Source organism: Roseibium sp. Sym1, assembly GCF_027359675.1.
Classification (GTDB): Bacteria; Pseudomonadota; Alphaproteobacteria; order Rhizobiales; family Stappiaceae; genus Roseibium.
This window is the reverse complement of sequence record NZ_CP114786.1, coordinates 1347470-1362539: the sequence shown is the minus strand read 5'-3', so window position 1 is coordinate 1362539 and position 15070 is coordinate 1347470. Positions and strand designations below refer to the sequence as shown.

Annotated in this window: 13 protein-coding genes; 9 read left to right on the top strand and 4 right to left on the bottom strand. The window is 62.8% G+C overall.

Annotated features, from left to right (window positions below; genetic code table 11):
- Window positions 1–133 precede the first annotated feature (133 nt).
- The 6 genes from O6760_RS06165 to O6760_RS06140 all read left to right on the top strand — a co-directional run bounded on the left by O6760_RS06165 (window position 134) and on the right by O6760_RS06140 (window position 6271).
- Complete coding sequence (locus tag O6760_RS06165; RefSeq protein WP_269584611.1) at window positions 134–1144, top strand: ABC transporter substrate-binding protein; 1011 nt, start codon at window positions 134–136, stop codon at window positions 1142–1144.
- A 69-nt stretch (window positions 1145–1213) separates the two neighbouring features.
- Window positions 1214–2053, top strand: a complete 840-nt coding sequence (locus tag O6760_RS06160) for an ABC transporter ATP-binding protein (protein WP_269584610.1) — start codon at window positions 1214–1216, stop codon at window positions 2051–2053.
- A 2-nt stretch (window positions 2054–2055) separates the two neighbouring features.
- The gene (locus O6760_RS06155) at window positions 2056–2973 is read left to right on the top strand and encodes an ABC transporter permease (RefSeq protein ID WP_269584609.1); all 918 of its coding nucleotides are present in this window, start codon (window positions 2056–2058) and stop codon (window positions 2971–2973) included.
- A complete protein-coding gene (locus O6760_RS06150; RefSeq protein WP_269584608.1) occupies window positions 2973–4277 on the top strand; it encodes a cytosine deaminase in 1305 nt (434 codons plus the stop codon). The genes O6760_RS06155 and O6760_RS06150 overlap by 1 nt, the downstream gene beginning before the upstream one ends.
- A gap of 2 nt (window positions 4278–4279) precedes the next feature.
- Complete coding sequence (locus O6760_RS06145; RefSeq protein WP_269584607.1) at window positions 4280–5686, top strand: FAD-binding oxidoreductase; 1407 nt, start codon at window positions 4280–4282, stop codon at window positions 5684–5686.
- A 3-nt stretch (window positions 5687–5689) separates the two neighbouring features.
- Window positions 5690–6271, top strand: coding sequence for an NAD(P)H-dependent oxidoreductase (locus O6760_RS06140; protein WP_269584606.1), 582 nt, complete (start codon window positions 5690–5692; stop codon window positions 6269–6271).
- Between the two features lie 22 nt (window positions 6272–6293).
- On the opposite strand, the gene O6760_RS06135 is transcribed toward O6760_RS06140, so the two are convergent.
- The 4 genes from O6760_RS06135 to O6760_RS06120 form a co-directional block, all read right to left on the bottom strand.
- The gene (locus O6760_RS06135) at window positions 6294–6698 is read right to left on the bottom strand and encodes a RidA family protein (RefSeq protein WP_269584605.1); all 405 of its coding nucleotides are present in this window, start codon (window positions 6696–6698) and stop codon (window positions 6294–6296) included.
- Between the two features lie 88 nt (window positions 6699–6786).
- Window positions 6787–8388 (bottom strand): CRTAC1 family protein, encoded by a 1602-nt coding sequence (locus O6760_RS06130; protein WP_269584604.1) that lies wholly within the window; start codon window positions 8386–8388, stop codon window positions 6787–6789.
- 347 nt (window positions 8389–8735) lie between these two features.
- On the bottom strand, window positions 8736–10163 hold the full coding sequence (locus tag O6760_RS06125; protein WP_269584603.1) for a di-heme oxidoredictase family protein: 1428 nt from the start codon (window positions 10161–10163) through the stop codon (window positions 8736–8738).
- On the bottom strand, window positions 10160–11344 hold the full coding sequence (locus O6760_RS06120; RefSeq protein ID WP_269584602.1) for an ROK family protein: 1185 nt from the start codon (window positions 11342–11344) through the stop codon (window positions 10160–10162). Before O6760_RS06120 ends, O6760_RS06125 begins: the two co-directional genes overlap by 4 nt.
- A gap of 347 nt (window positions 11345–11691) precedes the next feature.
- Here O6760_RS06120 and xylF point away from each other — a divergent pair, with 347 nt between their 5' ends.
- From xylF to O6760_RS06105, 3 genes are all read left to right on the top strand, one after another.
- Window positions 11692–12723 carry a D-xylose ABC transporter substrate-binding protein gene (xylF, locus tag O6760_RS06115; protein ID WP_269584601.1) on the top strand — a complete coding sequence of 344 codons (1032 nt, stop codon included), beginning with the start codon at window positions 11692–11694 and terminating at the stop codon, window positions 12721–12723.
- Between the two features lie 135 nt (window positions 12724–12858).
- Window positions 12859–14148 carry a sugar ABC transporter permease gene (locus O6760_RS06110; protein ID WP_269584600.1) on the top strand — a complete coding sequence of 430 codons (1290 nt, stop codon included), beginning with the start codon at window positions 12859–12861 and terminating at the stop codon, window positions 14146–14148.
- Between the two features lie 24 nt (window positions 14149–14172).
- The gene (locus tag O6760_RS06105) at window positions 14173–14940 is read left to right on the top strand and encodes an ATP-binding cassette domain-containing protein (RefSeq protein WP_332306228.1); all 768 of its coding nucleotides are present in this window, start codon (window positions 14173–14175) and stop codon (window positions 14938–14940) included.
- The last annotated feature ends 130 nt before the right edge of the window (window positions 14941–15070 follow it).

Sequence of the window (15070 nt, the reverse complement as noted above, 5' to 3'; positions counted from 1 at the left end):
AGAAAATGAAGCGATGACAATAAGGCATCGCTGCAGTCGAATTTTGATGCTTTTCAACGCGCGCTTCAAGGTCTCAAATAAAATCCGTAAATGCGCGGTATCACGCCGGATTTATCTTACTGGAGGGCCTCAAATGAAAGTTTTCCTATCCGCGAAAACGCTGCTCGCGGCGTCGCTTCTCACCGGAACGGCCGCGCATCAGGCCGCTGCCCTTGACGAGGTGACCTACGGCACGAACTGGCTTGCACAGGCCGAGCATGGCGGTTTCTATCAGGCCGTCGCCGACGGAACCTATGAAAAATACGGACTGAAGGTCACGATTGCACCGGGCGGCCCGCAGGCAGCCAACGACGCGTTGCTGATCTCCGGCAAGATCGATTTCTACATGGGCGGAACGCTGAAGGGCTTCGACTATGTCAAGCAGGGTATCCCGCTGATCAATGTGGCCAGCATGTTCCAGAAGGATCCGCAGATCCTGACGGCGCATCCCGACCAGGGCATCGACACCTTCCAGGACCTGACCAAGCTCGAAACCCTTTATATGGGCAAGGACGGCTACGTCACCTATTTCGAGTGGATGAAGAAGAACTTCGAGGGCTTTTCCGACGCCCAGTTCAAGCCCTACACCTTCAACCCGGCTCCCTTCATCGTTGACCCGAAGTCGGGTCAGCAGGGCTACCTGACCTCCGAACCCTACGAGATCGAGCAGCAGGCCGGCTGGGCGCCGAAGGTCTTCCTGCTGGCGGATGAGGGCTGGACTCCCTATTCGACGATGATCACCACCTCGAAAAGCCTCGTTGAGGAGAACCCGGACCTCGTTCAGCGCTTTGTCGATGCCTCCATCGAGGGCTGGTACAATTACCTTTACGGCGACAACGCCGCCGCCAACGAACTGATCAAGGCGGACAACCCGGAAATGACCGACGGGCAGCTTGCCTACTCGCTTGAAAAAATGAAGGAATACGGCATCGTTGATTCCGGCGATACCGTCGAGAAGGGCATCGGTTGCATGACCGATGAACATTTCAAGCAGTTTTTCGATACGCTCTCTTCTATCGGCGTTGTCGAGGCGTCGCTTGATTACACCCAGTCCTATACGACTGAATTCGTCTGCAAGGGCGTCGGCCTCGAGCTGAAAAAATAGGGACAGTCCCGGCTGCCGACCGCTTCGCGCCTCGTGTGCGGAGCGGCCTCTCCAGACGCAGAGTGAAGCATGGTCATTGCCGAACAGGGCACCATAACAGCGACAGACCCGGTGGCCGCGAGTGCCGGGTCTTCCCGGCCGCTTGTTGCATTGGACAAGGTCACCAAGGTTTTTTCCAATGGAACGCTTGCCCTTTCGGGCATGTCGATGACTGTCAGGCCGGGCGAGTTCATCAGCCTGCTGGGCCCGTCCGGTTGCGGCAAGTCGACGGCCCTCAGGATCATCGCGGGTCTCGGCGGCGTTTCCGAGGGACGGATCGACTGGCCCAGTTTCCGGATCACTCCCAAGGGCCTTCCCGACGGCGACATCAGCTTCGTCTTTCAGGAGCCGACCCTGATGCCCTGGCAGACGGTGTTCGGAAATGTCTACCTGCCGCTCCGCCTCAAGGGGCTTTCGAAAAAGGCGGCAGCCCCGCGGATCCTGTCGGCGCTGGAAAGCGTCGGCCTGAAGGATTTCGCCGACGCCTATCCCCGTGAACTGTCGGGTGGCATGAAGATGCGTGTCTCGATCGCGCGCGCGCTGGTCACCGACCCGAAGCTGCTGCTGATGGACGAGCCCTTCGCGGCGCTCGACGAAATCACCCGGCAGAAGCTCAACGACGACGTGCTGGCGCTCTGGAAGGCGACCGGGATCACGGTGATCTTCGTGACCCATTCAGTGTATGAATCCGCCTATCTTGCCAACCGGATCGTGGTCATGAAGGCCCGCCCGGGCCGGGTTCATGCGGATTTCCCGCTGCATACAAGCCTGGAGCGGGACGCCCGGTACCGGGTTTCCGAGGAATACCGGCAGGCCTGCGCGGACGTCTCCGCCAAGCTGTCCGAAGCCATGGGAGGCGAGGAGCATTGACGATGTCATCCGCCGACGACACGCTCCGGCCCGACCGGGCGCCCACTGAAACGGCGGACGCCGAGAGCTCCGCCCGGCCGGGCAGCCGGTATTCCGTCCAACTGCCGACAAAGGAAAGCGCCGCGGCTGCAAGGCGTCGCGACCGCATCCTGACCGTCGTCGTGCCGCTCTGCGTGATCCTGTCCCTGATCGTGCTCTGGCAGGTCATGGTGACGGTCAACGACATACCGCATTACATCCTTCCGGGGCCCGGACTGGTGGTGAAATCGCTGGTCACCGACTGGCATGTGCTTCTTCCCGCCCTGTGGGTCACCACCAAGATCACCCTGGCCTCGCTGGCACTGGCGCTCCTGGGTGGAGGCGGCATGGCGATCCTGCTCGTGCAGTCCCGCTGGATCGAGACCGCGCTTTACCCGATCACCGTTGTTCTCCAGGTGACGCCGATCATCGCCGTCGCCCCTCTGATCCTCATCTACGCGCCCACGACCCAGGTGGCGTTGCTGATCTGTGCGTTCGTGGTCGCCTTCTTCCCGATCCTGTCCAACATGGTGCAGGGCCTGAAGAGCGTGGACCACAACCTGCTCAACCTGTTCGAACTCTATGGCGCCTCGCGCTGGCAGACCCTGGTCTATCTGAAACTGCCCGCATCCCTGCCCTATTTCATGACCGGTCTCAGGATCGGCGGCGGACTGGCGCTGATTGCCGCGGTCGTTGCCGAATTCGCCGCCGGCTCGGCAGGCGCCGGATCCGGGCTCGCCTTTCGTCTTCTGGAATCGCAATTCCGTCTCAATATTCCCAGGTTGTTCGCGGCCCTGTTCCTGCTCGCGAGCCTGGGCGTGCTGATCTTTGCCCTGACGTCCTTCATCTCGTGGTGGACGCTGCATCGCTGGCACGAAAGCAGCGTGAAACGGGAGAACTGATGGTGTTAGATCTTCCGGCCGGTGACCGGTTTGCACTGTGCGCCGCAACCCTTCCCGCAGCGCTTGTCGCGGGGCGGTCCGGCCCTTCGTCCGACGGGCTTTGCGCTGCGGACCTGATCATCTCGGACGGGCGGGTCGAGGCCGTCCTGCCCGCCGGCAGTGCCCCCGCGGACATAGAGGCCGCCGACCTCGGGGACAGGATGGTATGGCCCTGTTTTGCGGACATGCACACGCATATCGACAAGGGGCATATCTGGGATCGCCAGCCCAACCCGACCGGTGATTTCGACGGCGCCCTCGCTGCCGTCAGGGCGGATCGCGAAGCCAGATGGACTGCCGGTGACGTCGAGACGCGCATGGATTTTTCACTGCGCTGCGCCTATGCGCACGGAACCTCCCTGCTGCGCACCCATATCGACAGCCTCGCGCCGCAGCACCGGATCTCTTTCGACGTGTTCACGGACATGCGCGCGCGCTGGAAGGACAGGATCAGCCTTCAGGCCGTCGCCCTGTTTCCGATCGACGCCATTGACGACGAGGCCTATTTTCTCGACCTGGTCGAGGTGGTCGCGCAGAGCGGGGCCCTGCTCGGCGGGGTCACATTCCCGATGCCGGATCTCGGGCGGAGGCTGGACATCCTGTTTCGTGCCGCCTCGGACAAGGGGCTCGATATCGATCTCCACGTGGATGAGACCCAGGACGCCAGCGTCCTGACCCTTCTTGAAATTGCCGAGGCGAAGCTCCGGAACGGGTTTGAAGGCGCCGTCACGGTCGGGCATTGCTGCTCGCTGGCACGCCAGGACGAAGACAAGGCGGCGGCGACAATCGAGAAGGTCGTCGAAGCCGGCCTGTCCGTGGTCTCCCTGCCGATGTGCAACATGTATCTTCAGGACAGGCAGGCGAACCGCACGCCGCGTTCGCGCGGGATCACGCTTCTGCACGAACTGAAGGCCGCGGGTGTCCCGGTCGCTGTGGCCTCCGACAACACCCGTGATCCGTTCTACGCCTATGGCGATCTCGACATGGTCGAGGTCTTCCGCGAGGCGGTGCGGATCGCGCATCTGGATCATCCGCTGGAAGATGCGGCAACCCTGGTGACCAGCCGTCCGGCGGACATTCTGAAGGAACCGCAGGCCGGGCGCATTGCCGAGGGCGGGCCCGCAGACCTGGTGATCTTCAATGCGCGCAGCTGGAGTGAATTTCTGTCCCGTCCGCAGGCGGACCGCATCGTGATGCGGAATGGCATGGGCATCGACCGCCGCCTGCCGGATTATCGTGAACTTGACCCGCTGATGAGAGGCTGACCATGGCCGACTACGAAAAGATCAAGGCCGACCTTGACGGCATTGCCGTGGAAGACAATCCGCGTCTGGTTCAGGCCAAGAGCCGGGATTTCTACTGGTATTCACCGGTGTTGAAGGCCCAGCTCGACAATGTCACCGGCGACCTGCTTGTCTCACCGAAGAGCGAGGACGAGGTCGTCCGTGTCCTGAAGACCGCGTTTGCACACGGTGTTCCGGTGACGCCGCGCGGTGCCGGCACGGGCAATTACGGCCAGGCCATGCCGCTGTCGGGCGGCATCGTGCTCGACATGTCGAAGATGGACGAGGTCAAGGAAATCGGGACGGGAAGGGTTACCTGCGGACCCGGTATCGTCATGGCCAGGCTCGACAAGATCACGAAGGAACATTCGGGACAGGAGCTGCGCTTCCATCCTTCCACCGCGCAGACGGCCACCATCGGCGGGTTCATTGCCGGCGGTTCGGGCGGTGTCGGCTCCGTCCACTGGGGCGGCCTCAGGGACCTTGGCAACATCCTGCGCCTGCGCATTGTCACCATGGAAGCCGAACCCCGTGTGATCGAGCTTTCCACCTGGGATCTCCAGAAGGTCAGCCACGCCTACGGCACCAACGGCATCATCACCGAGGTCGAAATGCCCCTGACCACAGCCTATGACTGGGTCGATGTCATCGTCGGCCATGACACCTTCATGGACGCGGTGGTCTTTTCCGACAAGCTGGCGCGCAGCAACGGGTTGCTCCTGAAGGAAGTGGCTCCGATCGCCGCGCCGATCCCCTTCGACTATTTCACGCGGCACAAACCGTGGCTGAAGGAAGGCGAGGCCGTCAGCGTGCTCATGGTGGCGCCGCAATCCATGTCGGCGGTGCAGGCGCTTGCCGAACGCATGAAAGGCGAGATCCGCTTCCGCTCCGACGAGGTCGAGAGCATGAAGGGCATTCCCCATGCCTATGAACTGGCCTGGAACCACACCACCTTGCGGGCATTGAAATTCGACAGTTCCTTCACCTATCTGCAGACCCAGTATCCGGGACCGGATCATGTGGACTTGGTCAGGAAGACAACGGAAATGTTCCCGGGTGAAATCTTCGGCCACCTGGAGTTCCTGCGCTTCGACGGCCAGGTGCAGTGCTCCGGCCTGCCGCTGATCCGTTACACGACGGAAGAGCGGCTCGACGAGATCATCCGCCTGCACGAGGAAAACGGCTGCCCGGTTTTCAACCCGCACCGCTACACGCTGGAAGAGGGCGGCATGAAACAGACCGACCAGGTCCAGCTCGCCTTCAAGAAGGAAACTGATCCGAAGGGCCTGCTCAATCCCGGCAAGATGATTGCCTGGGACAACCCTGATTTCGATTTCAGTGCCGGCAAGAACTATCTCTTCCCGGGCCTTCAGGCCTTTGCCGAGGCCTGAGCGATGCGTGTGCTGGTTCTCCATTCGCATCCGCAGAAGCACAGTTTCGGCCGGGCGCTTTACCAAAAGACCTGCGATAGCCTTCAAAGGGCCGGCCACGAGGTCGATGGCTGCAATCTCTACGAGGAAGGCTTCGATCCGGTCCTCTCGGAAGTGGACCGGGACATCTATCACACGATTCCGGACAACCGGCAGAAGGTCGACAGCTATTGCGAGCGTCTTCAGGCCGCTGAAGGGCTTGTGATCTGCACCCCGGTCTGGAATTTCGGATTTCCGGCCATGCTGAAGGGCTATTTCGACCGGGTCTGGCTGCCCGGTGTGTCCTTCGATCTGGAAGACGGCAAGCTGACGCCGACCCTGCGACACATCCGCAAGCTGGCCGCCGTGATGACCTATGGCGGCAGCCGCTGGCGGGCGCTCCTGGTCGGTGATCCGCCGCGCAAGATCGTCAAGCGGGTCATCCGCGCGCAGATCAAGCTGGGTGCGCCCGTGCAGTACCTGGCGCATTACGACATGAACAACTGTACCCCGGAGACGACGGGGGCCTTTCTGGAAAAGGTCGGCCGCGAGATGGAGCGGTTCTGACGCCGCTCGCGTCAAATGTCCTTCAGAAGACCTTTGCCGCCGTCACTTCGACCTCGACCAGGAAGTCCGCGCGTGTGAAACCACCGACAACGAGCAGGGTCGACACGGGTTTCAGCGAACCGGTGTAGCGGTCGCGTACGGCCATGTAGTCCGGGAAGTCCTCCCGCCGCGTGACGAAGCCGGAAATGCGGATGACGTCCTCGAAGCTCATCCCGGCTTCCGACAGGATGGCGCCGATGGCCTCGAAGCAGATTTCCGCCTGGCCGGTCACGTCCGGCGGGATCGTGTCATCGGGATTGATACCGAGCTGGCCGGAGGTGACCAGCAGGCTGGCGCCGGGGGGCACCAGCAGGCCATGACTGTAGTGCCCGAACGGAGCGCGCACGGACGCGGGATTGAAGGTTTTCTTGTCCGCGGGGCCTGCCATATGAGAGGTTCCAAATCATTGATTGTCCGCCGTATTTTCCGGCAGGCACCCTGAAATGTCACCCCCTTGGAACGCCCGTTTTTTGAGCTTATTCCGGATACCAGAGCTTGGCCTTTTCCGCGCCGCGCTCGATGATCACGTGGCTGTTGGCGAACACCCGGTAAGTGTGGCTCCAGTCGCCGTCCGGCCACTTGATGCGCACATTCGCCCGCTCTGCGACGCCAAGACCGAAATGGAAAAAGCCCATCTGGCCGGAGGCGTGGCCCGCGCCGATCTGGATGTCCTTGACCCGCGTGTGATTGCCGGTCTTCACGCTGATCTTGGCACCGACCGCGCGGCTGTTGGGTTGGCCGGGCTGGCGGATGTCGATGGCCAGGAAGTTGCCCAGCGGTTTCGGCGCTGCCTTCGTGCCCCGGCCGACATTCCGGAACAGGCTGACCGGCGCCGCCCGGTTGACGACCACCAGGTCGAGAAGACCGTCGGCGTTGAAGTCGGCAAGGCCCGCGCCCCGTCCGCGCCGGTCGAGGCCGATCCCGGCAGGTCCGCCGGCTTCGGTGAAGGTGCCGCCCCACTGGCCGATCAGTAGGTTGTCCGGGTCATAGGCGGCAAAGTCAGGCATCGCCTCGACATTGCCCTTGGCAATGAACAGATCCCAGAGCCCGTCATTGTTGACGTCCTGGAATTCCGAATGCCAGCCGGTGGACGGTTTCAGGTCCTCGCCGTCATAGGGCCGGTGGGCGGTGACGCCGAGGTCGAAGGCGATGTCCTGGTAGACGGGGACGGTCTCGTCCGTTTCCACGTCGAGCTTCTGCAGCTTGGTGTCGCCCATTGAGGTGAGCGCATATTCGGGGAACCCGTCGACATCGAGGTCGACGGAGGCGATGCCCATGCCCCAGATCTTCAGGTGCTGCCAGCCGTCGGACTTCCGGTAGGGACGCGGCGGGCGCCCGGGAGGCACGGCCCAGAGCTGTTCTTCGCCGCCTCGATAGTAGTGCCGGTCGTTCGAGATCCGGAGTGCGGCCTCGCCGGAGCGGTTCCAGTCGGTGAACAGGATGGAGAGGGTGCAGTAGCCGGGCGACAGCCTGTTGGCTTCCGGATAGCTCACGCCGCCGTTCACGGTCTTTTCCGGCCGGAACAGGAAATTGTCGTGGCAGGTACCCCAGGGCGATCCCGGCGCCGACCGGTCGACATAATTGCCGAAGGCAAGCGTCGGATAGTCGAGATCCGGCTCGAAGGTGGCCGAAAAGGCGGTGGTCCATTCGCGGCCGCCGTCAAAGCCGAGCGCCCGGTTGGCGACGTCGAACGTACAGCCGCCCTTGCCTTCCAGGAGCAGGTTCTCGCCGAGGCGCATGATCGCCAGATCAAGCACGTCGTCGTTGTTGAAATCGAGCGGATAGGCCCCCAGGACCTTGCCGGCCTGACGCTCGCTGAGACCTGTCGGCACCGCGGTGAATTTCAGCGCGCCGCCGGTCTGGCTGTCGTTCCGGTAAAGCCGTGCCGGGTTCTTGCCGCCGGCCAGGAACAGGTCCGGACGCCGGTCGCCATTGCAGTCGAAGATGGCGGCACCGCCGCCGACAAAGAACTCCCAGGCGCCGTCATAGGTATGGTCGAGGCCTGCGGCCTGCGCTTCCTCGACGTAGGACGGCACAGGTGCCAGGGAAGCGAGCGCCTCGTCTTGAGCGGTCGCCATTGTTGGTGCGCATAGAACCAGGGCAATGGCGCAGAGCACGGACCAGGTTGTTTTCCGGGTGAGGGAAGCGCGTTCTTGCGTTCGCACCGATGCCATAACGGCACTCCGGCATGCCTCAATCCCGGTGTCACCCCGGACAAGCGAAGCGCCGATCCGGGGCCTACTCGCCGGGCCACTTGTTGAAGAGGAGTTTGTTTCAACCTTGGACGGAGCAAAAGAAACCCGATCTCTGGAAACGAGTGGGCCCCGGTTCTCCCTGAGGTCGACCGGGGTGACACCGGAGTTTGCTGCAGAATTTTTGCCGGAAGCGACAGGGAGACAACCGGCCAACACCTTGGAAAAACGGGTCATTCTGCAATCTCCAGGCTGCGCAGGAAGGCGATGATGGACTGACGCTCATTCTCGCCGAGCCCGGCATAGGCCTTGCGGCTGTCGGTGGCCTCGCCGCCATGGGCGAGAATGACCTCGTCCAGCGTGGTCAGGTCGCCGCGATGGCCATAGGGTGCGGTGCTGCCGATGCCCCAGAGTTCCGCGGTGATGAAGACGTCCCTGGCGACGAACCTCTGGGCGAGCAGCTCGTTGCCGAACGTGTCGTTGGCGGCGTCGGCGATCTTGTGTCGCTTCAGGTCGCCGAAAAGCGGCACCAGGACCCGTCCCCGATCGTCCCGGGGCAGGGCCTTGACCCAGTCCAGCGTGCCGAGGTCATAGGTCAGAGGCGTGTCGACATCGCTCTGGCGCAGGGTGCCGGCGGTGTCATAGGGGCCCGGATCCTGGAATTTCAGGCTTTCCAGCGGCAGGGCCGGAATGTGGCACGAAGTGCAGCCGATCCCGCCGAACAGGCTCTCCCCTTCCGCGGCCGCGGCCTGCCAGATGTCCGGCAGGTCCGTCTTGCGGGTCGGCGCGGCAAGCGTTGCCTGCCAGGCCACCAGGGCGGAAATCTGCCCCGGAGACATTTCGTCGGCATGCCCGTCGCCATCGAAATCGTCGGTACCGGTCCAGTCCGCGCCGAAACGTTCGCTGGCCTGCATGCCGTGGTGATCGTTCATGGCGTTGACCGTGAACTGGCGCAGGGACGCGAACACGCCCTTCTGGCTGAACGGGCGCAGGGTCAGGTCGTCGTCGATGCCGTCGAGGCCGGAAACGTCCAGCGTGCCGTCCGGATCCGCCGTCAGCGTACCGAAGGCAACCCCCTTGGTGGCGAGCTTGATCGTCTCCGGCTGGCCGCTGGCGCGGGCTTTTTTCAGGACCTCCTGCCGCTGGGACCGCAGATCGGCGGTCATTTCCCGGGCGAGCAGTTCGATCAGGCCGGCGCCCTGCAGGGCGTTGGTGTTGCGCTCGTTGGAAAACTGCGGGTCTGTCGTGTCGAAATCGGCGCTTTCGAAGCCTTCCGAGACAAACACGTTGGCCGTGAAGGCGCCTGCGCCGCCGGTAACCGGCTCGTTGTGGCAGGATGCACAGGCATTGGCGTCCATGCCGGCAAGTCGCTGGAAGGCGAGGTGCGATTTCCGGCGCACCTTTGTGGGCACGATGGCCCCGGTCGCGTCCGGACGCCCGGCACCGTCGAGGGTCGTGAACTTGGCCTTGAAAAGCTCTTCGCCGATTGGCTGAAGCACCGCAATCGGGTCTTCGCCCGAGGCCGCGAGGCCGTTCAGATCGATTTCGTGGGTCAGCGCCCGCTCGCTCCAGGGCGGCAGGTCAGGATCGGACTGCGCGGCTCCGGGCAGCAGAAGTGCAAGCGCGAAGCAGGAAAGACCAAGGCCGTGTCGACGACTCATGCGGTTACCTCCGTGTTGTCCGGACGGGCGGAGCGATCACCAGGTGTCGATGCGGTGCCGAGAAAATCCTTGTCCAGCCGTTCCATCGACTGTGCAATCAGCCCGCTGCGGATGAAGTCCTCGTTCCAGGGCATCACGTCGAGCGAGAAATTGTTCCTCAGGTCTGCGACCAGCGCCTCCTCCAGACCTTCCCACATGCCCTTTTCCATGAAAGCGAAGGCACGCATGGCGGCGCCCGTCAGGACGACCCGTTTGGGATCGATCATCGCAATCACCCTGGCAAGGCCGTAACCCAGCACCCGGCCGGCCTCATGAAAGGCCTTGCAGGCATCCCTGTCGCCCGACCCGGCCAGCTCGATCAGCCTGGCGAGGCCGCTGACACCGGCGCGGATGGTGATCGGATCGGTGTCTTCAGGCAGGTGCGAGGCGGCCCGGACAAGGGCATAGTCGGAAAGATAGGCCTCGAGGCACCCCTTCTTGCCGCACCGGCACAGGGCGCCGCCCGGCACGTGATTGGCGTGGCCGAACTCGGCGGCCGTGCCGCTGGCGCCGGAAAACAGCTGGTTGTTCAGGTAAAGTCCCATGCCGACACCATAGTCGAGCATGATCACCGCGAAGGTGCCGCTGTAGCGGTTCGGGTCGGACCAGTGCAGCGCTTCGGTGATCATGTTGGTGTCGTTGGAGATGTAGCATTCGGCGCCGAAGGCCTCATGCAAGGGGCCGACGATCGGGATCTTTCGGCCTGCAAAAGCGGGGCTCCAGGCGACCATGCCCGTTTCCGTCTCGACCACGCCCTGCGCGGCGACGCCGATTTCGCGGACCCGGCTGGTGCCGACTCCGGCTTCCTGCAGGAACTGGCGGATCGCCTCGACCAGCGTGTTCGGAAAGTTTTCCGCGTCGGCGGAGGCGGTGTCGAATCGCGTGCGCGCCTCCTTGACCACCTCTCCGGCGAAATTGACCAGCGAGAGATCAATTGTGTTGACGGCCAGGCGGACACCGATCGTGTAGACCGCCTCAGGATTGAGTTGCAAGAGGGTACGCGGCCGGCCGCGTGCCTGGGGCGCCTTTGGTTCCTCGCTCTCCAGGGACAGGATCAGCCCTTGCTCCAGAAGGTCGGAGGTGATCGCCGTTACTGTGGCTGGACTGAGGCGCGTCATCTGGCCGAGATCGATCCGAGCCATCGGACCGTTCCGGCGCAGGGCCTGTAGAACAATACTTCTGTTTTGCCGCCGGATCTGATCCCGGTCCGCCTTGCGTGTCATGCTGGCACAGCTCTTCCCAAGGTGTTTCCTCTGTTCCGGTTTCCCCGGATTTCTGCCCTTTCTCCGGAATTTTCGATCCCGGGGAGCAGAGTTTTGCAAAACCATGTTGACAGGAGCTGCGCTTTCCTGCAACTTTTTTTCGGGCACCAAAAAAAATAACAATAAGGTTGTCCTATCAGAAAGCGCCCCGACAAGGCGCTTCGACACAGACGCATTTTAGGTGCAGCCGATCGACGTAGGCTGCGCCCACTGGAGGAAACATCGCAATGCGTAAAATCACCACTTTGCTGGCGGGCGCCCTGCTGTCCGCAACCGCACTGAACATCGCCCATGCGGAAGACATCGTTGTCGGCGTGAGCTGGTCCAACTTCCAGGAAGAACGCTGGAAGACTGACGAAGCCGCCATCAAGGGCGCTCTCGATGCAGCCGGCGCGAAATACATCTCCGCGGATGCGCAGAGCTCTTCTGCCAAGCAGCTGTCCGACGTGGAAGCCCTGATCGCGCAGGGCGCGACCGCCCTGATCATCCTGGCACAGGACGCCCAGGCGATCGGTCCGGCTGTTCAGGCTGCTGCCGACGAAGGCATCCCGGTCGTTGGCTATGACCGCCTGATCGACGATCCGCGCGCTTTCTACCTGACCTTCGACAACGTTGAAGTCGGCCGCATGCAGGCCCGCGCCGTTCTGGAAGCCGCGCCGAAAGGCAACTACGTCATGATCAAGGGGTCCCCGACGGACCCGAACGCGGACTTCCTCCGCGGTGGCCAGCAGGAAGTCCTGCAGGGCGCGCTCGATGCCGGTGACATCACCATCGTTGGTGAAGCCTACACCGACGGCTGGCTGCCGGCGAACGCTCAGCGCAACATGGAACAGATCCTGACGGCCAACGACAACAAGGTTGACGCCGTTGTCGCATCCAACGACGGCACCGCAGGCGGTGTTGTCGCGGCTCTGACCGCCCAGGGCATGGACGGCATTCCGGTGTCCGGCCAGGATGGCGACCATGCCGCCCTGAACCGCGTTGCCAAGGGCACCCAGACCGTCTCCGTCTGGAAGGACGCTCGTGAGCTCGGCAAGGCTGCCGGCGAAATCGCAGTGGCGCTTGCCAATGGCGACGACATGGCCGATGTCGATGGCGCAGCTGCCTGGACGTCGCCGGGCGGCACCGAGCTGACCGCCAAGTTCCTGGCACCGCTTCCGGTCACCAAGGACAACCTGACCGCTGTCGTCGACGCGGGCTGGATCTCCAAGGAAGACCTGTGCCAGGGCGTCGAGAACGGTCCGGCACCCTGTAACTAATAGCAATACGCGAAAAGCGCGGCCCCGGTTACTGTTAACCGGGGCCTAAAAACAGGGACCGCTTGCCGAAAGCCGCTCCCCGGGATGGGCCACCCGATGCGAAAGCGTGATGGTCTCCAAGCAGGAGTAACCTCTATGTCCGACACTGCACTGTCAGGGCCCAAAAGCCCGACAGCACGAAATCTGTTTGCCGCATTGCAGCTCGACACCAGGCTTTTGGGCATGATCGGGGCGTTCATCGTCCTGTGTCTGGTCTTCAATGTGTTCACGGACGGCCGGTTCCTTACACCGCGCAACATCTTCAATCTGACGATCCAGACCGTCTCCGTCGCCATCATGGCGACCGGCATGGTCTTCGTCATTGTCACCCGCCATATCGACCTGTCCGTCGGCTCGGTCCTTGCCACGGTCGCGGCGGTCATGGCGGTTGTTCAGACGGATATTCTTCCCGGGATCCTGGGTCTCGGCCATCCCGCTATCTGGCTGATTGCCATTCTGGCAGGCGTCGTCATCGGCGTGGTGATCGGGGCGTTCCAGGGCTGGATGATCGGCTATCTCGGCATCCCCGCGTTTATTGTTACGCTCGGCGGCCTTCTGGTCTGGCGCAACGTGGCCTGGTTCATCACGTCCGGCCAGACGATCGGCCCGCTCGACGAGACCTTCACCAAGATCGGCGGCATCGGCGGCACGATGGGCGAAACCGGTTCGTGGATCTTCGGTGTGCTGGCCGTCGCCGCCGCACTCTGGCTTCAGGTGGCCTCGCGCCGCCGCAAGTCTTCCCACGGCTTCCCGGTCAAGCCGGTCTGGGCGGAAGTGACGATCGGGGCGATAACGTCCGTCGCCATTCTCGGTTTTGTCTGGATCTTGAATTCCTATGACATTCCGAAAGCGCGCCTGAAGCGCATCTTCGAGGCCAGCGGCGACACCCTGCCGGAAGGCCTGACGATGGGCTACGGCATTCCCTATTCGGTCCTGCTCCTGATTGTCGTTGCGGTTGTCATGACCGTCGTCGCACAGCGTACGCGTCTCGGCCGCTACATCTTCGCAACAGGCGGCAATCCGGATGCGGCGGAGCTGTCGGGCATCAATACCCGCTTCCTGACCGTGAAGGTGTTCGCGATCATGGGCGGCCTGGCCGCTCTGGCCGGTGCGGTCGCCGCGGCCCGTCTCGGCTTTTCGACCAACGACATCGGCACGCTCGACGAATTGCGGGTTATCGCCGCCGCCGTGATCGGCGGAACTGCCCTGGCCGGCGGCATCGGCACGATCTACGGCGCCATTCTCGGGGCCCTGATCATGCAGTCGCTGCAGTCGGGCATGGCCATGGTCGGTGTCGACGCACCGCTTCAGAACATCGTTGTCGGTACCGTTCTGGTTCTCGCCGTTCTGGTCGACATCATCTACCGCAAGCGCACGGGAGACTAAGACATGGACACGCCTCTCGTAGAAATGAAAGACATGTGCATCTCCTTTGGTGGGGTGCGCGCCGTGGATCACGTTTCCGTGGATCTCTATCCTGGTGAAGTGGTGGGCCTGCTTGGCCACAACGGTGCCGGCAAGTCGACGCTGATCAAGATCCTGTCCGGGGCCTACAAGGGTGACAGCGGCGAGATCCGCATCAACGGCGAGGAAGTTCACATCCACTCGCCGCGGGACGCGCGGGCGCAGAACATCGAGACCATCTACCAGACGCTCGCGCTGGCGGACAATCTCGACGCCGCGTCCAACCTGTTCCTGGGCCGCGAACTGACCTCGCCACTCGGCTTTGTCGATGACGACGCCATGGAAGCGGAAACGCGCAAGATCATGGGCCGGCTCAATCCGAACTTCAAGAAGTTCCATGCGCCGGTGAAAGCCCTGTCGGGCGGCCAGCGCCAGTCGGTGGCGATTGCCCGGGCGGTCTATTTCAACGCCAAGATCCTGATCATGGACGAACCGACGGCGGCGCTCGGGGTACACGAGACCCAGATGGTGGCCGAGCTGATCCAGGAGCTGAAGAAACAGGGTCTCGGCATCTTCCTGATCAGCCATGACATTCATGACGTCTTCCAGCTTTGCGACCGGATTGCCGTCATGAAGAACGGCCAGCTGGTCGGCACCGCCAAGACGACCGATGTCACGGATGACGACGTGCTCGGAATGATCATTCTCGGCAAGTGCCCGGACGGGGCAACTCCGGGACCTGGTGCTCTTGTCGATGACACCGTGGTCGGATAAACCAGCGCGGCCCGCGGGTTTTCACCCGCGGGTCCTTGCATGGGTTCCGGGGGCTTAACTCTCCGGCCAATCGGTGCGAGGATCCCTGCCGACACCCCCGGAAACGGGGATCGGCATCTTTTTTGATCAA